General features: G+C 67.2%; 13 protein-coding genes. 5 read left to right on the top strand and 8 right to left on the bottom strand.

Going from position 1 to position 21,750, the window contains the following annotated elements:
• Positions 1-4: 4 nt before the first annotated feature.
• The 4 genes from ACGVWT_RS03710 to ACGVWT_RS03695 all read right to left on the bottom strand — a co-directional run bounded on the left by ACGVWT_RS03710 (position 5) and on the right by ACGVWT_RS03695 (position 6,554).
• Positions 5-2,053: a hypothetical protein gene (locus tag ACGVWT_RS03710; protein ID WP_315461640.1), complete on the bottom strand. Its 2,049-nt coding sequence runs from the start codon at positions 2,051-2,053 to the stop codon at positions 5-7.
• On the bottom strand, positions 2,050-4,923 hold the full coding sequence (locus ACGVWT_RS03705; protein ID WP_315461641.1) for a TonB-dependent receptor: 2,874 nt from the start codon (positions 4,921-4,923) through the stop codon (positions 2,050-2,052). Before ACGVWT_RS03705 ends, ACGVWT_RS03710 begins: the two co-directional genes overlap by 4 nt.
• Before the next feature lie 90 nt (positions 4,924-5,013).
• Positions 5,014-5,964, bottom strand: a complete 951-nt coding sequence (locus ACGVWT_RS03700; RefSeq protein ID WP_315461642.1) for a FecR domain-containing protein — start codon at positions 5,962-5,964, stop codon at positions 5,014-5,016.
• Positions 5,961-6,554 (bottom strand): sigma-70 family RNA polymerase sigma factor, encoded by a 594-nt coding sequence (locus ACGVWT_RS03695; protein ID WP_315461643.1) that lies wholly within the window; start codon positions 6,552-6,554, stop codon positions 5,961-5,963. Before ACGVWT_RS03695 ends, ACGVWT_RS03700 begins: the two co-directional genes overlap by 4 nt.
• A 162-nt stretch (positions 6,555-6,716) precedes the next feature.
• On the opposite strand from ACGVWT_RS03695, the gene ACGVWT_RS03690 reads away from it, so the two are divergent.
• Positions 6,717-7,571, top strand: coding sequence for a S9 family peptidase (locus tag ACGVWT_RS03690; RefSeq protein ID WP_315461644.1), 855 nt, complete (start codon positions 6,717-6,719; stop codon positions 7,569-7,571).
• 6 nt (positions 7,572-7,577) lie between these two features.
• Here the strand turns inward: ACGVWT_RS03690 and ACGVWT_RS03685 are convergent, their stop codons facing one another.
• From ACGVWT_RS03685 to ACGVWT_RS03675, 3 genes are all read right to left on the bottom strand, one after another.
• Positions 7,578-8,771 (bottom strand): DUF1624 domain-containing protein, encoded by a 1,194-nt coding sequence (locus ACGVWT_RS03685; RefSeq protein WP_315461664.1) that lies wholly within the window; start codon positions 8,769-8,771, stop codon positions 7,578-7,580.
• 160 nt (positions 8,772-8,931) lie between these two features.
• Positions 8,932-10,248: an alkaline phosphatase family protein gene (locus ACGVWT_RS03680; protein ID WP_315461645.1), complete on the bottom strand. Its 1,317-nt coding sequence runs from the start codon at positions 10,246-10,248 to the stop codon at positions 8,932-8,934.
• Positions 10,248-12,662, bottom strand: coding sequence for a TonB-dependent receptor (locus ACGVWT_RS03675; RefSeq protein WP_315461646.1), 2,415 nt, complete (start codon positions 12,660-12,662; stop codon positions 10,248-10,250). The genes ACGVWT_RS03680 and ACGVWT_RS03675 overlap by 1 nt, the downstream gene beginning before the upstream one ends.
• A 272-nt stretch (positions 12,663-12,934) precedes the next feature.
• On the opposite strand from ACGVWT_RS03675, the gene ACGVWT_RS03670 reads away from it, so the two are divergent.
• The gene (locus ACGVWT_RS03670) at positions 12,935-15,505 is read left to right on the top strand and encodes a TonB-dependent receptor plug domain-containing protein (RefSeq protein WP_315461647.1); all 2,571 of its coding nucleotides are present in this window, start codon (positions 12,935-12,937) and stop codon (positions 15,503-15,505) included.
• Between the two features lie 101 nt (positions 15,506-15,606).
• On the opposite strand, the gene ACGVWT_RS03665 is transcribed toward ACGVWT_RS03670, so the two are convergent.
• Positions 15,607-16,896 (bottom strand): MFS transporter, encoded by a 1,290-nt coding sequence (locus ACGVWT_RS03665; protein ID WP_315461648.1) that lies wholly within the window; start codon positions 16,894-16,896, stop codon positions 15,607-15,609.
• Positions 16,897-16,960: 64 nt separating this feature from the next.
• On the opposite strand from ACGVWT_RS03665, the gene ACGVWT_RS03660 reads away from it, so the two are divergent.
• The 3 genes from ACGVWT_RS03660 to ACGVWT_RS03650 all read left to right on the top strand — a co-directional run bounded on the left by ACGVWT_RS03660 (position 16,961) and on the right by ACGVWT_RS03650 (position 21,712).
• Positions 16,961-18,100, top strand: a complete 1,140-nt coding sequence (locus ACGVWT_RS03660) for an ROK family transcriptional regulator (protein ID WP_315461649.1) — start codon at positions 16,961-16,963, stop codon at positions 18,098-18,100.
• 69 nt (positions 18,101-18,169) lie between these two features.
• Positions 18,170-20,692, top strand: a complete 2,523-nt coding sequence (locus tag ACGVWT_RS03655) for a TonB-dependent receptor domain-containing protein (RefSeq protein ID WP_315471951.1) — start codon at positions 18,170-18,172, stop codon at positions 20,690-20,692.
• Positions 20,693-20,773: 81 nt separating this feature from the next.
• Entirely contained in the window at positions 20,774-21,712 is a 939-nt protein-coding gene (locus tag ACGVWT_RS03650) for a glycerophosphodiester phosphodiesterase family protein (protein WP_315461651.1), read from the top strand.
• The last annotated feature ends 38 nt before the right edge of the window (positions 21,713-21,750 follow it).

Here is a 21,750-nt window from a genome sequence, read left to right as displayed (position 1 = left end):
AGCGTCATCGGCTCAAGCAGGCCACCGCTGTTCCGGTGGGCCGGCGAAGCGCGAGATAGACCGTGCTCCACAGCTGCGCCGCGTTGGATTCGTCGACATCCGCGCCGGCCGCGCCGAACGGCACGATCCTGTAGCGGCCATCGGCATAGCGCCACGACCACAGCTCCGAACTCTGGACGCTCTTCGTCGCGTCGATCCCGTCCCACAGGCAGGATTGCGCACGGGTCAGTTGTGCGCGGACATCAGCCGGCAGGTCACGCCGTTCGAGCTGCCGGGCCAGTCCGGCCGCGACCAGCGCCTGCTGCCAGCTCCACACTACCGTGCCATGATAGGCGTTGGGGGAGAATTTCCGCTGGATCGCCGCATCGGCAAAGGCGGGATTGGCGACGAGCATGCCCGCGCCGGTGCGCAACCCCGCGGGGAACGCATCGATAAAGCCACCCGCCATCACACGCAGCGCGTCGGCCGATGGCGTCTCGAACAACAGGGCAAAGCCGGGGTCGCTATTCTGCACCGGGATCGGGCGCCCCTGTGCATCGAGCGCGATCGCCGGGAAGCGGACCGGCGCATTGCCGATTGCCGAAAGCGCGGGCGCGGCGGGCACGGCGATCGTGGCAGCGTAGCGGCTCACGGCCTGCCGTGCGGTGGCGGCGGGTAGCGTGACGTCGAACAGCGGCGGGGCCTTGGCACGCCACACGTCGGCGACCGCGCGGGCACCCGCGAACGCCGGCGCGTCGCTGGCCGCGAGATAGGGGCGGAGCAGCCCGCTCGCTTGCAAGGCCGCGGCGGAATCCAGTGCGGCGGGGACCAGCACGGCGTTGACGTCATACGGAATGCGCCCGCCCGCCAGCCCGTCGTTGCTGTCGCGCCATTCACCGGCATCCATGCCGGGCTTCAACGCGATCAGTTTAGCGGCCACCGGATCGTTGGCGAAGGGCGCCGCCTGGCGCAAGACGAAGCGCAGGTTGCGCACCATCCGCGCGCCCATCGTCTCGCCCCCGACGCGTTGCGCTAGGAACGCCCCCGCTCGCGTCCGTCCGCGAGCATCATCCAGCAGCCACGCCCGCGCGACCGGGGCGAGCATATAGTCGCTGTCGACCATGTTGTAATTGTAGACCGGCGCGTCGGACAGGCTACCGTCCGCCTTCTGATGGTCGAGGATGGCGAACTCGCCGATATCCTCCTCATGCGCCACCTCGCCCTGCGGCGACAGGCGGGCGAGGACCGAGGCCAGCCCCGTCTCCACCGCCGCGGGTTGCAGCGCGGGCATCAGCAGCCGGACGGACATCAGCGTGTCGCGCCCGAAATAAGTGTCGAAGCGCCACGAGCCTGCCAGATATTTCTCGGCATAGCTGAGGAAGGTCAGCGCGTTGCGCGCGCCCGGATCGGGCTGGGCCTTGGTATTGAGCAGGTCCGCGCCGCCGCGCGGGGTCAGTGGCGTCTCGCCAGTCAGCGCTGTGACGGCGAAGCGGATCGTACCGTCCTTGCCGGCGAGGATAGCGCCATCCTTGATCGCACCACCGGTCACCCGCATCGTGAGGTCGTACCCCGCTGCGCCGTCCAACCGATCGCGCGACCAGCGCATCGTGTCGCCGGTCACCCGGGCCGCGGTCAGCACCTCGGCGGGCGCCTTGCCCAGCGCCTGATAGTCGCGAAGCACGCGGATGCTGGAGAGCACCGCCTGACGCGGCACCAGCCGCTCCGCCGCGATCGTCGCCACGAAGCGCACGCCGTGCAGCGGGCGCCCCTTGGCATCGCGCATTGTCACCGGCTGCGGTTCGCCCTCCAACCGCCATTCGGCGTCCTTGGCCAGCGGTTCGAACCACAACGCGGTGCCGCTGTTGCCCGCCGGAAAGGCAACGAGCAGGCGGGGTTGCTTGCCCGATCGCAGCACGACATGCGCCGCGACCGGGCCGGCGCGCGTGAAGCTGTTGACGTTCAGCCCCTCGCGCACCGCATAATGCTCGACCTGAGCAGGCGCCGCGCCCGCCCCGGTCAGCACCAGGGCCATCGCCAGACCCAGCGACAGCCGCAACCCCGCCTTCGCCCTCACAGCTTCAGCGTCGCGCTGAATAGCGCGTTGCGACCGACGATCGCTCGGCCGTAGAAATAGCCGTTGACGATCGTCTGCGTCTGGCCCTGCCGCGGGTTGCCTTCGGTGAAGCCCTTCGTGTCGGTCAGATTGTCGACGCTGACCGACAGGTTGAGCCGCGGCGTCGCGTCGATGCTCGCGCCCACCGAGAAGACGCTATAGTCGGGCAGCGCGATGCCGTTGCCGCTGTCAGCGAAGATCTTGCCGATATACTTCCAGCGGCCATAGATCTCGCCCAGCCCGCCCGGCAGGATGAACGACGGCGTCACCGTCAGCAGCTTCTTGGGTGTCCGCTCCGGCGTGTTGCCGTTATATTGCGGCTGCGCCACGCCGTTGAAGCGCAGGTTGCTGAGCTTGGGGTCCTGATAGACCCCCTGCACGTCGACGCTGAAGAATTGCACCGGACGCAGCGTCGCATTGACCTGTACGCCATTGGTGAAATTGTCCGCCAGCGCATTGCTGGCCTGTGCCGGGTTGGCCGGGTTGATGAACTGATAGTTCTGGTCGCGGAATTCGGTGCGGAAGCCGATGACCGACGCGTTGAAGCCCCGCGCATTGAACCGCACGCCGCCTTCATACAGCGTCAGCCCGGTCGGCGCATGCGTGCCGCCCGTGTCGCCGCCGTTGGTCTGGAAGCCATGCGCCCCGCGCACGTAGAGCGCGACGTGATCGGTCAGCTCGTAATTGATGCCGGCGGTATAGGCCCAGTCGGAATAATTCGCCGTCTGACGCGTGTAGGTGCCGTTGAACGTGCTGCCGACGTTGTCGTAGATCCCGGGCGTGCCGGCCGGGACGAGCGCGTTGGTTCCGGCGGTATTGCCGATGTCGACGCGGACGTGCTGGTGCTCGTAGCGCGCACCGAAGTCGATGTGCAGCTTGTCGCCGATCGTCAGTTCGTCGTTGAAATAGGCCGACAGCGACGTGACCTCGTCGTTGAACAGGCCCTGGCCCCAGTTGCCGTAATTGACCATGCCGTTGTTGGTCAGCGACCCGATCACGCCGCCACCGGCGTTCAACGCCACCATGTCGTAGACGTTGGAATCGTTGCGCACGTCGTTCAGCACGGTCGCGACCGCCGACTGGTTGTTGCGACGGCGCACATTGTACACCATGCCGCCGACGGTCAGCGAATTGTCGATATTGCTGCCACCCGCATCCCACTTGACGCCGAAGTCGCTGCCGAAGTCCTTGGTCGCGAGCGTCTGGTGGTTGAGCACCGTCTGCTGGAGCAGGCCATTACCGTTCAGCGCGTTCAGCGTCGCGGTATCCGACGCCGCGATCACCTGGCCGGTGCGGATGTTGCGCAGGCCATATTGCGCGGTGTTGGGGAAGCGCGCCGCGGCCACCTGGAAATAGGTGAGCGTAGACCCGTTGAGCGGCGTCAGCCCGGCGAGCGGCGACACGGCGGGATTGAGGTAGTTGACCGCCGAGGTCAGGCCTGCCGTACCCGATCCGCTGCCCGGGAAGATGCCGTTGAAGTCGTACGATCCGTCCAGATAGCGCGCGCGGCCGAACAGGCGCAGGCTCGGGGTGACCGGCACCTCGACATCCATGCGATAGGTCGTCGACTTGACGTGGACGCCATCCGCCGAGCTGAAGCGGCGCAGGCTCTGGCCCGTCGCGGGCGCATTGGGCACGAGAAACTGGGTGAAGCCGCGCCCGCCGACGTCGTCGCGCTTCAGGTCCAGGCTCGGCACGCTGCTGATCGTGCCGTCGGTCGCGACGCGGAACGGCATGTCGGCGTAATAGGGGAAGTGCTTGTCGCCATGCTTGATGGTGAAGCGCACGAAGCCGCCACCGGCGAACTGCTTCTCCAGCATCGCCTTCACGTCATAAGCGTTGAAGGTGAAGGGCGTGCGCCGCACGCCGCGCTGCGACGTGACATAGCCGCCGACGTTGAACGCCCAGCCATCCGCGATCGGTGCGGAGAAATAGCCGTCGGCGCGCAGGTCGCCATAGGTCGTACCGGTGTAGCGGACCATCGCGGTCGCCTTGTCGTGATCGGGCTTCATCGAGATGAAGTTGATCGTCGCACCCGCGCCGTTCGGCGCCAGCACGCCCGACGTACCGCCCTGCACCGCTTCCATGCGGGCGATCGTGATGTCGTTCTGGAAATAGAAGTCCGCACCGCCGCCGCCGTACAGGATCGGCATGCCGTCCTCTTCCAGCGTGATGAAGCTCTGGCCGCCGCCGCGCAGGCCGCGCACCGAATAATTGTTCGAGATCGGGCCCGCCGTGCCTTCGACGAACACGCCCGGCACCAGTTCGAGCGTGTCGGCGGTGGAGCGGGGCGCCTTGCGCAGCAGGTCGGCGGCATTGACCAGCGTCACGTTCGACGACGAGTTGAACAGCGTCCGCTTGTCCGAGGTGTTACCGGTGACGATGATGTCGTTCTGCGGGCTATCGTCCGCGGCGGCGGTGTCGGTCGCCTGTGCGGGATCCGTGCCGGTCGGCGCGGCGGTCGTGTCCTGCGGTGCGCCATAGCTGACGGTGCGCGGGGCGGCACCCTGCGCGCCCGCGGCGATTACCGCGGTGCGGCCGTCGAACGAGACGAGGCGCAGGCGGCTGGTCGCGATCAGGCGACGCAGGCCTTCCTGAATGCTCAGCTGGCCCCTCACCGCCTCGACCGTCTGGCCGCGCGTGACGTCGCTGGGCGCGAGGATCTGGATGCCGGCCTGCTGCGCGAAGCGGACGAGGCCCGTGGCGGCCGGCTGGCGCGGTACGTTGAACGTGCGGACCGCGGGCTGGGCGGCGACGGCGGGCGTCGCGATCCCTGCGGCGATCGCCGCGACCGAAACCAGAGGCAGACTGAAGATATGACCGGTGCGCATGGAACCCCTCCCTGAAACTGTGCCCGCGCTTCACATGGCGCGTGCCCTCAAGGATGTATTGCGGCCCTATTTCCGTCAGCGGTGGACGATTTATTTTGCAGGAACGATCCGCGTCACCTCGCCGCCGCCCGACAGGGTGTGCCGCTCGACGCGCCCGCCGACCATCGCCGCGCTGGCGTTGGCGAACCCTTCCATATCGTAGGTGCGAAACCAGCCGACCACCCGCCGCCCGGCCAGCGCCGGCGCCACCTCCAGCCGATCGCTGTTGTAGCGGTTGAACTCCGCGACGGCGTCGCGCAGCGTCATGTCGTCGAGCACGATGCGCCCGTCGCGCCACGCCAGTTGCTGGTCCGACGTCTGGGCCGACACCGTGCGCACCGCGATCCGCTCGCTGGCGTCGATCGTCGCGGCATGGCCGGCACTGACGTCGATCGGCGCGACGTCGCTTCCCTCCGTCCAGATGCGCACGACGCCCTTGGTCACCACGACCCGCGCCGCATCCCCCTGCCGCCGGACGTCGAAGGCGGTGCCGACCGCCTGCACCCGCACGGGACCGCTCGCCACCACGAACGGCCGCTTCGGATTGTGCGCGACCTGGAACCACGCCTCGCCGCTCGCCAATTCGACATTGCGGCGCGCGGGCGTGAAGGCGACGCGCAGCGCCGTGCCGCTGTTGACCACCGCGACCGATCCGTCGGCCAGCGGCATGCGCCGGATCTCACCAAGCGCCGTGTCGATGCGCGCCGCCCGATCGGGCCACAGGCCGATGCCGACACCGGCGACAAGCGCCGCCGCGACCGCCGCACCGCCCAGGCGCAACCATCGCCTGCGCGATGGCAAAGGTGCCTCGTCCTGTCCGTCCTGTTCGATCCCGGACAGCGCGCGCCCGCGGTCGAGCAGGCTCAGCGCCGCCTGCGCGCGGAGCAGCGCGCCACGATGGCGCGGATCGTCCTGCAACCATGCGGCCAGCTCGGCCTGCTCCGACGCATCGAGCCCGCGATCGAGCGCGGCCGCCCAGCGGCTGGCGGTCTCCGCGATCATCGCCGCGTCTCCCCGTCCCGTCCGCGCGCCCGCGGCACGGCCGCCGGTCGGCGGCGACGGATCGGCAATTCCGCTTTCTCTTCCTCAGTCAGCTGTTCGAGGATGCGGCGCAGCCCGCGCGCCACGTCATTCTCGACCACCGTTTCCGATATCCGCAGCCGTGCAGCGATATCGCGCTGGCCGATGCCTTCGATCTTGCGCAGGCGAAAGATGGTGCGCGCGCGATCGGGCAGCGCGTCGATCAGCCGCTCGATCCGTGCCAGCGCATGGCGGCCCGCGACGATCTCTTCGGGCGATCCGGTGGGTTCGGGCACCAGTTCCAGCTCGGCAAGCCCGCTCGCCGCCTCGATGCTCACCACGCGTTCGCGCCGGATCTGTTCCAGCACCACGTTGCGCGCGGTGCGGAAGACGTAGCGCAGCGGATCGTCGATATGATCGAACCGGTCCAGCCCACTGATCCGGCAATAGGTTTCCTGCACCACATCGTCCACGTCCACCGTCGGGAACGCCGCACGCAGCCAGACGCGCAACCGCCGCTCATGCGGCAGGATGTGACGACCGACCCAGGCAACTAGTTGATCCGAATGCACGGCTTCTCCCCAACACCCCTAGATGCAGCAGCGCGCACTTTCCGTCGATGGCCTGTCGCAATTGCCGCCGGACATGTCGGAAACCTGTCGTCGAGTTCACTTGCCTCGGCCACGCGCCGCGGCGCATCCTCCACCGCAATTCCACGCTGGAGGGCAGTTCGGATGCGCAAGGTCCTGATCGCGGCACTGATGACATGCGGCTTGGCCATCGCTTCGCCCGCGATGGCGGCGCCCCGCGCGACGGTGGCCGAAGGCACGCTGCCCATCACGATCGACGGCACCGGTTATCAGCTCGCCGCGCGCGTATACCGACCGGCGGGGTCCGGGCCTTTCCCGCTGGTCGTGATCAACCACGGCACGCCGCCCGACAAAAGCAAGTTCCCCGGTGTCGAGCTCGGCTTCGTGCGCGCCGCCGCCTGGTTCGTCGACCATGGCTATATGGTCGTCACCGCACTCCGCCCCGGTTTCGGCACGTCGAGCGGATCGTATCTCGAGGCCGCCGGGCGATGTCAGGACGAGAATTACGTCGCGGCAGGTGAGAAGACCGCCGCGGTCGAGCGCGCCATCGTCACCGCCGCCGCAGCGCTGCCGGGTGCCGATGCTGCGCGGATCGTCGTGGTCGGCCAGTCCGCCGGCGGCTTCGGCGCGGTCGCCCTCGCCGATGCGCCGCCGCCGGGCGTACTCGGCGTCATCAGCTTTGCCGGCGGGCGCGGCGGCGACGGCAAGGAACATATCTGCGGCGGCGAAGACCGGCTGATCGCCGCCGAGGGCCATTTCGGCGCAGGCAACCGCGTGCCGCAACTGTGGCTCTACGCCGCCAACGACCATTTTTTTCGCCGCGACCTCGCCCGCGGCATGTATGCGGCCTATTCCGGTGCTTCGACGCCGCCGGTCACCTTCGTCGGGCTGCCGTCCTTCGGCGACGATGGCCACAAGACCTTCGCCAAGGCCGATCCGTCGGTGTGGGAACGGCCGGTCTCCGCCTTCCTCAAGCGCCTGATGCCGGCGGGGCGATAGCGGCCGCTACAGATATTTCAGCCAGGCGATGTCCCGCCGCCGCGCCTTGAACCGCGCAAACCACGCCGTCGGCACGTAGAGCGGCACGATCAGCGCCACATACCACAGCAGTACCCAGCCGTAATCGTCGACGCCGAACGTCGCGCCATGCGTCGCGCCCCAGATCGCGAAGGCGCTGTGATAGAGCAGGCGCAAGACGGTCAGGTGCAGCAGGTAGAAGAACATCGGCGCCGCCCCGAACACCGCAAGCGCTGCAACCAGCTTGGTGCCATCCAGCCGGTCCAAGGCAGCGAGCAGTAGCGCGCCGCAGCCGAGCGTCAGCAGCAGGAACAACAGCGAGGGCGGATATTTGGTGAGCGCAAAGACGCTCATCCACGTCCGCATCGCATCACCCGCGACGACGAACCACGGCGCGTCGCCATAGACATTCGCCAGCCGCAGCGCCGCGAAGAGCAGCAGCATGGCGCCGCCGGTCATGACCAGCCGCCGCTGGCGGGTGGCCGCAGGTAGGTCGCCGCCGAACCACGGCCCGATCGACCAGCCAAGCAGGATGACCCCGATCCACGGCAGCACCGGATAGGTCGTCTTGGCGACCAGTCCGAAGGGCAGCGCGATCACGTCGCGCTGGTGCAGCATCGCCCATAACGGGAACAGCGGATCGCCGGCACGCAGATGAATGGGATCGAGCAGATTGTGCCCGCACACGATCGCCAGCCCTACCGCCACCAACACCCGGCGCGGCCAGCCGATCAGCGCTGCGAGCACGATCATGCACACACCGATGCACCACATCACCTGCAGCCAGATCGTCGGACTCGCGACGCCCCAATACAATTCGGACAGATAGAAGACGTCGAGCGCCATCAGCACCAGCCCGCGCTTGACCAAAAACGCCCGCGTCTCCGCCAGCGTATGGCGGTTGAAAAACAGATAGGCCGACAGGCCGGTCAGTACGACGAACACCGGCGCACACAGGCTCGCCGCCAACCGACCCAGATACAAAGCGGGCAGCATCAGCCGCGCATCGACCGGATCGGGCACGGGAACGTGCAGGAACCAGGTTTCCCGCAAGTGATCGAGCAGCATCACCAGCATGACGAAGCCGCGCAGCGCGTCGATCCCCTGCAATCGCAGGCGCGTCGCGGGACGAACGGCACTCCGTTCACCTATGTCCGCCACCATCGTCGCCGTGGCGGGCAAAGCAGCCGTCATCGTCGCCTGTCTCCGTGGGTTCGCCCGTTGCGCAGGACCACGACGATGCGGCGCGACGGCCGGTGCCCTTTGGTCGATCACGGCATCCGGCACAAGCCGAATGTTACACTATATCAGCACGGATACGGTCGGGCGGTGCCCCGGATCGTCAGAAGACCGTCGGCACTTCCGCCGACGGCAGGCTCGCGCCCAGCCGCCGTGCGATCGACGGCGCGATCGCGCGCATGTCGACGACGCCCAGATCCTTGCCCTTGGCGATCCCCGGCCCGGCGACGATCAGCGTCGACCGCATCGCCGGGTCCCACGGGACGTAACCGTGCATGCCCTTGTAGACGGACGGCTTCGCGATCGGCGCCGCCGGATCGCGCCCGGTCTCCACCCCCGGCTGCATCGCGACGACGAAGCTCGCCTCGCCATCCCCGCCCGCTTTGGCGATCGCGCTGCGATCGAGGACCGCGGCGATCTTGTACGCCGGGTCCGCCGCCATGGCCGTGAGCACGCCGCGCACCTTGGCGAGCAGCGCGGCATCGTCGGGCCGGGCGAGGCGGATCGCCGCCGTACCGCCCGCAATCCACGGCATCGCCTCCCAGCCCGTCACCTGCCCCTTGCCATCGAGCGTGATGAGTCCCGCGTCGATGAACGGCTTGAACAGATTGATGTCCGTGGACACCGGCAGGAAGCCGTGGTCGGATACGACGACCACCGTCACGTCCGGCATCGCCGCGCGGGCCGCCCGCACCAGCCGCCCGACCAGCGCATCGGTCGCCTCGATCGCCGCCTTCGCAGCCGGCGAATCCGGGCCGTCGTGATGCTCGGTATGGTCGATGCCGGCAAGGTACACGGTCGTGAACTGCGGCTTGTCGGCCAACAGCGCCTCGGCAAAGGCGACGCGCTGCGCATCGCCCTCCACCGTCTCGTCAATCCCCTGCGGATAGCGCGCACCGACGCGGCGTTCCAGCCGCGCGACGAGGCCAGGCGTCGCAAGCGCGGTCAGCAGCTTGCGATCGTCATCGGTGCCGGCACGCCAGATTTGCGGTAAATTTTCATCGATCCCCGTCGCGCCGACGGTCACCGGCCAGTGGACGTTGGCGGTCGACAGGCCCGCGGCATGCGCCGCCTGCCACAAGGTCGGCACCTTCACGTCCGACGTATACCAATACCAGCCGCCCTGGTTCTTCTGTTCGGGATCGAACGTCAGGTTGTTCACCACGCCATGCCGGCCGGGCGACACGCCCGTCACCAGCGTGGTGTGGCTGGGGTAGGTGAGCGTCGGCAGGACGCCCACCACCCCTTGTGCGCTCGCGCCCTCCGCCCGCAGGCCGCTGAGCACGGGGAGAGTCATTCCCCGCGCCTTCGCGTCGCTGATATCGCCGGGGCGCAGGCCGTCGAGCGAGATCAGCAGCACCGGCGATGCCGCTGCCGGGCTCGCCAGCAACAGCGCGACGAGGGCCGCGAGCCGCCGCATCAGAAACCCCGACGCAGCGTGACGAAGAACTGGCGCGGCGCGCCCGCGAGCAGCGTCTGATTGTCCCCGCTCGCAGTGAAGCCGTTCGACCCGATCGTCGCAATATACTTCTTGTCGGTCAGGTTGGTCACGCTGCCCTCGATCGCGAAGCCATGGAACATACCCGTGCCCTCGCCGAAGCGATAGCCGATGCTGGCATCCACCAGCACGCGGCCGGACACCGACTGGTCGTTGAGATAGGTGAAGTAGCGCTTCGACATATAGTCCGCACCGGCACGGGCAAAGACGCTGCCGTCGTCATAGACGACCTCGCCCTTCACCATATGCTCCGGCGTATCCACCACCGTCTTGCCGGCGGTCGCGGTCAGCACGGTCCCCGCCGCATTGCGCACGTCGTCCTGATAGGTCGCATGGTTATACGAATAGCTGGCGAACAGCGAGAGCGGCTGGACGATCCGGTAATAGGCCGACACTTCGCCGCCATAGCTGTGGACGCTGCCCGCGTTGTTCAGCGTCGGCGGGTTGCCGATGATGCCCGCGCCGTTCGAGAAACTCAGCAGGCGGTTCGAGAAGTCGATGAAATAGCCCGCCGCCGACAGCTGTAGCCCGCCGCTGCGCACGCGCACCCCGCCCTCGACCGTCTTCGACGTTTCGGGCTTCAGCGTGTTGGCGATTCCGTTAAATCCAGCCTGGGTCGTGGCGAACGGTCCGCTCGTCGCCGACGAGACGAAGGCGCGCATATTCTCGGTATAGCTGGCGAACAGTTCCGCGCCGCCACCCAGGCGATAGACCGCACCGACCTGCGGCAGGAACCAGTCCTCCGCCTTGATCTTGCCGTTGACCAGCGTGCCGACCAGCAGGTTCGCCTGGTTCTTGACGCGCATGCCCTTCCAGCCGCCGTTCAGCGTCAGGTCGCCGAGCGTCAGCGTGTCCGCCACGAAATATTGCAGCGTCTCGGTGTCGTATTTGCCGTTCCACTGCGTCCGATAGGCGTTCGACTGGAAGTCGCGCGCATTGCGATCGGGCGTCGTGTTGCTCATCCCATAGAAGCGCCGCGCCTGGGTGAAGCTGTTGCTTTCGTACCAGCCGCCGAACTCCAGCCGGTTCGCGCCCGTCTCCAGCGTCAGGCGGGTGATGTTGCCGCCGCGATCGATGCCATATTCGGTGGTGCGGAAGCCGAGCGGCGAGGCGAGGTTATAGGCCGCAGTCGATGCGAGCGGCAGCGGCTGGCCATTACCGCCGAGCGCGCCCGCCGGCGTCGGCGAATAGGGGGTGATCCACGATCCCTGCCCCTTGTTGTGGTGGTAATAGGTCGTCGAGACGATCGACAGCGCGTCGGTCAGCTTGCCGTCGAACGTGACGCCCGCCAGCACGTCGCGACGCAGGCCCGCCGCGTCGTAATAGGCATCGTCGGCCGTACCGAACCCGCTCGGCAGGGTGAAACCCGCGTCGGTCCACGGCGCGACATAACCCACCGACGATCCGTTGTTCGCCGCCTGATAGGCGGCCAGCGTCGCCTGATTCTGGTAGACGCGGGCGATCTGCAGCGCGAGCGGATAGTTGTCCGAGATATTGTCGTTGTTGAGCCCACGGCGACGGATGATGTCGAGGCTGAGGTCCTGATAGTCGTTTTCGCGACGATCCGAATAATCGACGAAGGCGGTGATGCTGCCGCGCGATCCCAGATCTTCCATCAGCTTCGCATTGACCTGATGCTGGCGCTGCGTGCCGAAGCCCTTCCACTTGTCGGTGGTGAGATAGCCGTAGCTGATATAGCCCTTCAGCCCGCCGCCGAGGTCGCCGGTGTCGAGCCGCGCGAAACCGCGCCACGTGTTGTTGCTGCCATAGGTGCCGGATCCCACCAGGTCGAACGTGTCCGACGGCTTGCGGCTGACGAATTCGATCGTGCCGCCGAGGTTGCTGGTCGAGGCGGTGCCGAGCGCACCCGCGCCCTGCGCCACGGTGGTGCTGGCGAGGTTTTCCGAAATCACCGCGCGGCTGACGTGCAGGCCGTTGACGTTGCCGTAGCTCATGTCGCCCAGCGGCACGCCGTCGAGCGTAAAGCCCAGCTGGTTCTGGTTGAAGCCGCGCAAGGATATGCGCGTCGACCATTCATAGGCACCGAAGGCATCGGCCGACTGGAAGTTCACGCCGGGCAGCTTGGCTATCGCCTTCAGCGGCGACGTGCCGGGGGTCAGGCGTTCCATCTCGATCGCCGACACGGTCTGCACCTGACGCGTCCGGCCGAAGCCGAGCACGACGATGTCGCCCGACGGGGCGTCCGTGGCATCCGCGGTGGCCGGCGTTTCGGTCTGTGTCGTCGCCGCGGCATCGGCCGACACAGTCTGCGCAGCGGCATTGCCCGCGACGAGCGCCATCGGCGCGGCACACAGAAGCCATTTGCAAGCGATCATGATTTAGGTCCCCTTTGGCCCGTTCGGCCTGTCGGGGCGGCATTGGGCGGCGATCGTTACGGCCGTGCTACAATTTGGCATGCGCGTCATGACGCATCGAAGACAGTTTCGTGACACCGTACGCCCCTTGTTCGGGCCTCGTGCCGCGCCGTCATCGACCTGCAACGGACGTGTCACCGATCTGTTGTCACAGTGCAGCAAAACTGCCCTGAAAGCGCTCTACCGCGCCGCCGAGCCGCATTTGTCTTTGCGGTTGTGGGGAAAAACCGAACATGATCCGTCCGTCCGTGTCGCTACTGGCCGTAGCCGTCGCATCTTTGAGTCCCGTCGCCGTCCGTGCGCAGCAGGCGCAGACGGCCCCCGCCCCCGCCCCCGCGGATGAGACGGCAGATGCCGCCGCGGAGCCTGCCGCCATCGTCGTCACCGGTGGCCGCACGCGCACCGCGGTCGAGCTGCCCGGCACCGAGATGCAGAAGATCCTGCCCGGCGTCAGTCCGCTGAAGGCGATCCAGACGCTGCCCGGCGTGCTGTATGTCACCGCCGATCCGTGGGGGAACAACGAACAGAACGCCCAGATCTTCATCCATGGCTTTGCCGGCAACCAGCTAGGCTACACGATGGACGGCATCCCGCTGGGCGATCAGAGCTACGGCAATTACAATGGCCTGTCGCCACAGCGCGCGGTGATTTCGGAAAACGTCGGCCGCGTCGTCGTCGCGACCGGCGCGGGCGACCTTGCCACCGCGTCGAACAGCAACCTCGGCGGCACCGTCGAAACCTATTCCTCCAGCCCGCTGCCCACGCTCGGCATCCAGGCCGCGCAGACCGTCGGCAGCTATGACACGTCGCGCACCTTCGTGCGGATCGACACCGGCACCTTCGGCGACGGTACCAACAGCGCCTATGTGTCGGGCGTCCGCCAGCGGGCCCGCGCCTGGGACTTCAACGGTATTCAGGGCGGCTGGCAGGCCAACGCCAAGTTCGTCCACGACGATCACCTCGGCAAGCTGACGCTGTACTTCGACTATAACGATATGACGCAGCCGAACGAGGATTCGACGGTCTTCTTCAAGCCCTCGGCCGGCGGCACCGCCAGCGCGACGCAGCTCTACACGCCGTACACCAAGCCGTTCTTCTACCCCGACTTCAACGGTTACCGCACCAATTACCTCAGCGCGCTCGGCAACTCGCCCGCGGCGGAAGGCGGCAATTACCGCAATTATTATTCGGACGCTCAGCGCACCGATTACCTCGCCTACGGCCGTTACGAGGCACGCCTCGCCAAAAACATCACGCTGACCAACACCGCTTATTACCATCACAATGACGGCGTCGGCGTCGTCGCGGGGCCGCTCGGCCAGTCGATCACGACCGCGCAGGCCTATCTCGACCCGGCTTACGCGACATTGCCCAGCAACTGCCGCTTCACCGCCAATACCAACGGCATCCGCCCGACGAACTGCACCGCGCGTACCGATGCGCAGGCGGCGGCGGCCGGGGCCGCGCTGGTCGCCGCGACGGGCGGATCGGGCCTGATCACCCGCACCACCGAATATCGCATCGATCGATGGGGCGTCATCTCCGCGCTCGACCTCGATCTCGGCGCGCACAAGGTCGAACTGGGCGGCTGGTTCGAACACAACAGCACGACGCAGTGGCGCCGCTGGTATGGCGTCGACGTCAACACGCCGGGCAACAGCACGCCCTACATCCGCCCGCTCTCGGTCGCGCAGCCGCTGTTCACGCAATATCAGGGCGATGCAAAGATCGAACAGCTGCAGCTGCATCTGCAGGACAGCTGGCAGGCGTTCGAGCGGCTGCTGATCCAGGCGGGCTTCAAAACCAGCGCGCAATGGGCGACCGGCCGCTTCCCGGTGCAGCCGGTGGTCGGCTCGCTGTCCGGTCTGACCGGCAATTTGCCGCAGGGGCGGATCAACACGCTGCGCTGGTTCCTGCCCGCGGTCGGCGCGACCTATGACGTCAACGGCCACGAGCAGCTCTACGCCAACGCGCAGAAGAACCTGCGGCAATATCAGGCCTATCTGGCGGGTGGCGGCGGCCCGTGGTTCACGGGAAGCCAGGCGGCGTTCAACGCTTTCGCGCAGAGCGGCCGGCCGGAAAGCAGCTGGACTTACGAAGCCGGCCTGCGCAGCAACCGCAGCTTCGGTGGCGGCATCGGCTTCAGCGCGCAGGTCAATTACTATCACGTCGACTTCCAGGACCGGCTGCTGGCGATCTCGACCAACCCGGGTGGCATCGCCGGCGGTGCGATCACCGGCGGCACCTCGATCCTGGTCAACGTCGGCAACGTAAAGACCGACGGCGTCGACGCCGCCTTCACGCTGCGCTTCGGCCGCATCCTGTCGCTGTACAATGCCGCGTCGTACAATCTGTCGAAGTACAAGCGCGACTACACTTCAACGGCCAGCGGCATCGGTGCGGCGACGGACACCTGCATCGGCGGCTATCTGGTCACCGGCGGCATCGTGCCGACGTGCGGCAAGCAGCTGCCCGGCATCCCCAAATGGATGAACAAGTCGGTCGCCACCCTCTCGCTCGATCCAGTCGAGGTGCAGGTGATCGGCGACTATGTCGGCGCGCGCTACGCGACGTTCAGCAACGATGCGAAGGTGCCCTCTTACTTCCTCACCTCGCTGCGCGTTGCGGCGCGGGTGCCGGAGGGCGTCATCCCGCTGCGCAAGGCGGAGCTAGCGCTCAACGTCACCAACCTGTTCGACAGGAAGGGCATTTCGACCCTTGGCGTCGGCTCGGCGACGAACAATTACTCGGGCTTCCCGATCCCGCCGCGTCAGTGGTTCCTGACGCTGTCGGCCGCCTATTGAGGCCGCCCGCCAGCCAAAAGCACGCCTTCCTCAGCAGCGCCGATGCACCCCGTCGGCGCTGCTATTTTGTGAGCGGCGCGCCTCGCCAGGCCGACGCGGACCTACGCCGCCCGATCGTTCCGCGACAGCAGCAGGAGCGAGACGGCGCAGCCCGCGATCGGCACCACGGTCGCGCTGAGCGGCAGCAGGGTGATGCCCGCTCCGCCCGGCACCGTCAGCCGCCACGGCCCCGCTGCGACGATCGCGGCGAACATCAGATTCCCGAACGCCGCCGCGGCCTTCAGCACGGCGAGGAACAGGCCCACGGGCGTCGCCTCCCCCCGCGCATCGCCGACGAACGCCGTCTGCACCGTCGCAGTCAACAGCGCCCAGATCGCAAGATTCATCCCGGCGAGGCCGATCCCCAGCGCCGCCAGCAGGACCGTATCGAGCCGGCCCGCCCGCGCGATCGTCATCCCCACCATCGCCAGCGCCGTGACGCCATGCGCCGCCATCGCGATCCTCCGCGGCGACCAGCGGCGCGACAGCAGCATCCAGCCGGGCAGCGCCAGCGACTGGGCGATGGTCATCGTCAGCAGTGCGGGACCGGCCCAGGCCGGATCGCCGCGCGTCGCCGCGCCGTAAAAGGGCAGCGCGCGCTGGAACAGCGGCACCAGCGCCGCCTGGACCGCGATCAGCAGCAGCAGCCGGCGGAAAGGCGGATGCGCCCAATAGGATCGCAGCGGGCGTGGATGCGGGGTGGCGACCGAACGCTGCGGCGTGGCTGGCAGCGCCCGCGTCGCCGCGATGGCGATGAACAGCGTCGCGACATACAGTGCGCCGCCCCCCAACGCCCCGGCCGCAAAGGACTGGCGCTGCGCCGCGGCGGTGGCGAGCGACAGGCTCGATCCCGATGCCAGCGCCAGCAGCGCGACGCCCGAGGCGCTGAACAGCAGCCGCAACCCCGATACGCGCGCCGCAGCGCCCGGTCCCTGCGCCACCCGGATCAACAGCGTGTTGTGACCGACGTCGCACAGCGAATAACCGATGCGACAGGCGATGATCGCCGCAGCGATTCCAGCGGGCGCCTGCAGGACGAAGATCAGCCAGAAACCGATCCCGCATAGCGGCGCGCCGACCAGCACCAGCTGCGCAAGCCCCGCCGATGTGCCGCGCGCGTCAGTCCACCGCGCGACCGTGAGGTCGAATGTCGCATCCCACACCAGCGCAGCCGCCAGCAGCGCCCCCGCCGCCATCGGTCCGAAACCTGCGATCGAGACCAGATAGAAGAGCAGCACGCTCTCGAAACTGGTCCACACCACGCTCTTGCCCATGTTGGCGGCACTATACCCCACCTGTACCGCCAACGGATGCGATCGCGACGGGGAGGGATCGGAAGGGATGGTCGTCATGACCGCCGCCCCTATCCGCGCCGACTTTCATTTATTTGACATGGCGTAAATATATCGGTGCACCATGGCCCGCCCCCATCGCCCGCTGATCGTGTTGAACGAGCCGCAACGCCGCGTCCTGATGCAGTTGCGCATCGAGGGTGCCGCGCCGCGGACGCGCCTTGCCCAGCGGCTCGGCATGAACGGCGCGTCGATGACGCGGTTGACGCAATCGCTGCTCGCGCTGGGCTTGATCGAGGAGCTCGATTCGGTCGACGCGCACGCCCGCGGCCGGCCGATGGTGCCCCTGACCGTGTCGGGCCAGGGCGGCTGGGCGATCGGTGCGGCGCCGCATCCCGGCTGGCTGGAACTGGTCATCGTCGATTTCCGCGGTCGCGCGCTCGCCCATGACGCGACGCCCTTCGACAGTCCCGATCCGCGCGTCTTCGCTCAGGTCGTCGAACAACGGCTGGCCGCGCTCGCCGCCACCCATGGCTTCATGCGCGGCAAGTTTCTGGGGATGGGCGTCGCGGTGCCGGGCTATGCGATGCCGGGTGATCGCAACCGGCGCATCGTGGTCGACCGCGTGGCGGGCTGGAACGACGTGCCGCTCGCCGACGTGATCGGCGATGCGCTGGGCATGCCCGTCTGGATCGAGAATGACGCGAGCGCCGCCGCATTGGCCGAATATTATCAGGACGGCATAATCGGCCGCTACCGATCGGTGCTGACTCTGTTCCTGGGCCACGGCATCGGTGGCGGCCTGATCGCCGAGCGCGATCTGTTCCTGGGTGAGCATGGCAATGCCGGCGAGGTCGGCCGCCTGTTCCCGGCGCATCACGAGCGCCCCTCCGGCATCGACTTGCTGCGCGTGCTGCGCGAAGCGGGCGTCGACATCGATTCGCTCGCCCAGATCGAAACGCTGCTCGACACGCAGGGGCCGCTGATCGCGGCCTGGGCCGACCGGGTGACGCAGCAGCTGGATCAGGCGGTGATCAGCGGCACCGTGTGGCTCGATCCGGGCGCGGTGGTCGTCTCTGGCGCCCTGCCCTTGCCGCTGCTGCGGCGGATCGCAGACGGTCTGTCGGCGCGGTGGCGGACGCGCGACGACAATTATCGATCGAGCTTGCCTGCCATCCATGCCTCTCCGATCGGCAGTCGTGCAGTCGTCATTGGCGCGGCGATGATCCCCGTTCATGCCGTCACGGCGCAATCGGTTATTTAATTACATGTAAGCAAATAAAACTGTCATCGACCGCCGCCATGGGCCCCCCATCCAGACCTTTGGGGGGCGATGATGAAGACCAGATTGCTAATGAGCGCCGCGCTGTCCGGCATGCCGTTCCTGCCGCAGATCGCCAATGCGCAGACAACCGCTGCGACCGCCACGGCGCCGACCGCGACCCCGACCGCAGCCGCGACCGCGCAGGACGATCAACCGTCCGACATCATCGTCACCGGCTCGGCACGCCAGCAGCGTCGCTTCGACGTCTCCTATGCCGTCAATTCGCTGTCGCAGGCCGATATCCAGAAGCTGGCACCCAAGAGCACGACCGACCTGATCGGCACCCTGCCCGGCATCCATGTCGAGGCGACCGGCGGCGAAGTGCAGAACATCACCCGCGTCCGCGGCATCCCCACCGATCGCGGCTTCCTCTATTATCAGCAGGACGGGCTGCCGCTGTTCCAAGAACTCGACGGCTGGTTCTTCAACCAAGGCGACGGCATGAACCGGCTCGACCTGATGACCGACCGGATCGAGGTCGTGCGCGGCGGCCCGGCGCCGATCTACGCCAGCACCGCGGCGGCGATCGCCAACGTGATCGAGGTGACCGGCACCGATACCACGCGCGGCAAGGTGCAGGCGACGGTCGGCGACACGGGCTATTACCGGCTCGACGCCTATCAGGCGGGGCCGCTGGGTGGTGACACCTATTATGCGGTCGGCGGCTTCCTGCGCTATCACGACGGTTATCGCGACTCCGGTTTCCCCAGCGACAAGGGCGGCCAGATCCGCGCCAACATCAAGCATGATCTGGCGAACGGATTCATCAAGCTATCGGCGCAATATACCGACGATCACAACCTGTTCTATCTGTCGATCCCGACCAACGACCCGCGCAATCCGTCGGTCAGCCTGAACAAATACCTCGACTATTTCGACGGCACGCTGAACACGCCGTCGCTCCGCAACGTGAACATCCGCTATCGCGACGCGACCGGCACGATTCAGGACCAGCGCGGCGATCTCGCCAACGGCCGCCACATCCGCTTCGGCAACTTTGCGGCGAATTACGAAGGCGACTACGGCCCCTGGCACGTCTCCGCCAAGGGCGGGATGACGCTGGGCACCATCCACTTCGACGCCTTCTATTCGACGTCGAACCCCGTCGATGCGACCAGCTTCGCCAATGGCTATCTGGCCGCGGCGACCACGGCCTTCGGGCCGAATGTCGCACGGATGGGCTACAGCGTTTCCGGCACCAACGGCCTCGGCGCCTATGATCCGTCGGCGGATTCGGGGCTGGTGATGCAGGCGCAGTATCGCGCGATCCAGACCGACTTCTATTCGACGCAGGGCGACCTGTCGGTCACGCGCAAGGTCGACACCGGCATCGGGACGCATGACGTGCGCATCGGCACCTATGGCTCGCTGTGGGGCCAGAAGATGTTCACCGCCTATCAGAACTATCTGGTGCAGGTGAAATCGCAGCCAAAGACGCTCGATCTCGCAGCCTATTCCGCGAACGGCGTGGTGCAGGGCTATGTAACGGATAACGGCTCGCTTAACGATGCGGTGTCGCTGAACGCCGGCAATGTCGAAGGCCAGCTGATCGCGCTCTACGGCACCGACACCTGGGACATCACCGACCGGCTGCGCCTCGACGCCGGCATCCGCCACGAATGGTACAGCTACAGTGGCTATGACCGACTGACCGCATTCTACAATCTCGGCGATCCCACGACGTTTGCCGACAACAACACGCGCGGCTTCACCGGAGGCATCGGCACGCTGCGCCTGAAGCAGCAGGCAAGCAACTGGACGGTCGGCGCCAATTACGACCTCACCCACCATATCGGCATGTACCTGCGCGCCTCGCAGCTCGAAGTGCCGCAGAACACGACGATCGCCTTCGCCTACCCCACGCCTGCGGTGATCCCGACCAAGGCCAAGCTGTACGAAGCGGGCGTCAAGCTTGCCGCGGGTGGCTCGTACCTCTACGTCACCGGCTTCTACACCAAGTTCGATCCGCTCAACGCCAGCTTCGCCGGTTTCAACTCGGCCACCGGCCGCGCCGACGTGACGACGACCTTCGTCGGCACTGCGGAAACGAAGGGCATGGAGGCCGATGGCCGCCTGCGTCTGCCCGGCCCCTTCTCGCTCGCCGGGTCGGTCACCGTCCAGAACCCACGCTACCTCAATTTCAGCAGCAACACCGGCCTCGACGGCAGCCGCGCCAACGGCAAGCAGATCATTCGCGAGCCCAAGCTGTTCCTGAACGTGCGCCCGACCGCCGACTTCACCTTCGGCGCGACCAACGTCAGCCTCTACGGCCGCTACGATTACGTCGGCCGCCGCTATACCGACTTCTTCAATTCCACCGCACTGCCCGCGTACGGCGCGTTCGGTCTCGGCGGGATCGTGTCGAATGGGGCGTGGCAGGTGCAGGTCGTCGGCGACAACATCACCAACGCGCACGGCTTCACCGAGGGCAATACCGCGGGCGACCGCTTCGGACAGGGCGTGCCGACCGCGATCTTTGGCCGGCCGCTGTTCGGCCGCAACGTGCGCCTGATCGTCAGCCGCTCATGGTGATCTGCTGACCGTTAGACGCTCACAGCGGGCGGCCTGCAAACGGCTGCCCGCCCCACCTGTTGCCTTCCACGAAAGCCTCCCATGTATCGTCCGCTTCTCGCCATCGCCGCCACCTGCCTCGCCTGTTCCGCCGTTCAGGCGGCCCCCGGCGACGCGCTGCACCGCCTCGCCGATCCGAACGGCGGCCTGATCGTCATCGCCCATCGCGGCTGTCATGAGGCCGCGCCGCTGCACGGGCTCGGGACCACACCGGAAAACTCGCTGGCCGCGCTGCGTCAGTGCGTCGCATTGGGCGCCGACGTGATGGAAACCGACGTCCGGCGCAGCCGCGATGGCCATCTCGTCATCATGCACGACGACAGCGTCGACCGGACGACCAACGGCACCGGCAAGGTGGCCGACCTCAGCCTCGCGCAGCTGAAGGCATTGCGGTTGCGGCAGGACGAAGGCGGCGCGGCAGCCCCGCTCTCCGACCAGCAGATCCTCACGCTCGACGAACTGCTCGCGCTGGCAAAGGATCGCATCGTCCTCAACCTCGATGTGAAGGACATGATCTACGGCGAGGTCGTCGATGCCGTGCATCGCGCCGGCGCGCAGGACCGGGTGATCGTCAAGACCTTCGCGGGTGTCGCCTCCGTCCCGCTCGCTGCCATCCCACCCTATGACCGCGTGCCGTTCATGGTCATCCCGATCACCGCCGATCCGGCAGCCGCCGACGTGCCGCAGATCATCGACACGCAGATGCACGGGCGGATCAAGCCGATCGCCTTCGAATTGCCGGTCCTGCCATTGACGACGCTGCCGACGGTCATGACCCGCGCGCGGGCGCTGGGCGTGCCGATCTGGATCAACACGCTGTTCACGGGGTTCGTCACCGGCATGGGCGGCGACCCGGAGGCCCGCCACGATCCCGCCGCGATCTGGGGCCGCCTTGCCGACATGGGCACCCGCCTGATCCAGACCGATGCCGTCGAGGCATTGCTGCGTTATCGCGCCGAGCGGGAGCGCCAGCGTCGCTGACGAGGCGCCCCGCAAAACCAACATAACGATATAAAGAT

This window comes from Sphingomonas sp. S6 (assembly GCF_043498045.1).
Lineage (GTDB): Bacteria > Pseudomonadota > Alphaproteobacteria > Sphingomonadales > Sphingomonadaceae > Sphingomonas.
Note: the sequence above shows the minus strand (reverse complement) of the source record. Positions and strands in the feature narration are given on the sequence as shown.

Coding starts and splice junctions, on each gene's coding strand:
- ACGVWT_RS03675 (WP_315461646.1), bottom strand. CDS start 12,662: ATGATCGCTTGCAAATGGCTTCTGTGTGCCGCGCCGATGGCGCTCGTC.
- ACGVWT_RS03700 (WP_315461642.1), bottom strand. CDS start 5,964: ATGATCGCGGAGACCGCCAGCCGCTGGGCGGCCGCGCTCGATCGCGGG.
- ACGVWT_RS03705 (WP_315461641.1), bottom strand. CDS start 4,923: ATGCGCACCGGTCATATCTTCAGTCTGCCTCTGGTTTCGGTCGCGGCG.
- ACGVWT_RS03655 (WP_315471951.1), top strand. CDS start 18,170: ATGATGAAGACCAGATTGCTAATGAGCGCCGCGCTGTCCGGCATGCCG.
- ACGVWT_RS03690 (WP_315461644.1), top strand. CDS start 6,717: ATGCGCAAGGTCCTGATCGCGGCACTGATGACATGCGGCTTGGCCATC.
- ACGVWT_RS03670 (WP_315461647.1), top strand. CDS start 12,935: ATGATCCGTCCGTCCGTGTCGCTACTGGCCGTAGCCGTCGCATCTTTG.
- ACGVWT_RS03680 (WP_315461645.1), bottom strand. CDS start 10,248: ATGCGGCGGCTCGCGGCCCTCGTCGCGCTGTTGCTGGCGAGCCCGGCA.
- ACGVWT_RS03665 (WP_315461648.1), bottom strand. CDS start 16,896: ATGACGACCATCCCTTCCGATCCCTCCCCGTCGCGATCGCATCCGTTG.
- ACGVWT_RS03650 (WP_315461651.1), top strand. CDS start 20,774: ATGTATCGTCCGCTTCTCGCCATCGCCGCCACCTGCCTCGCCTGTTCC.
- ACGVWT_RS03660 (WP_315461649.1), top strand. CDS start 16,961: ATGGCCCGCCCCCATCGCCCGCTGATCGTGTTGAACGAGCCGCAACGC.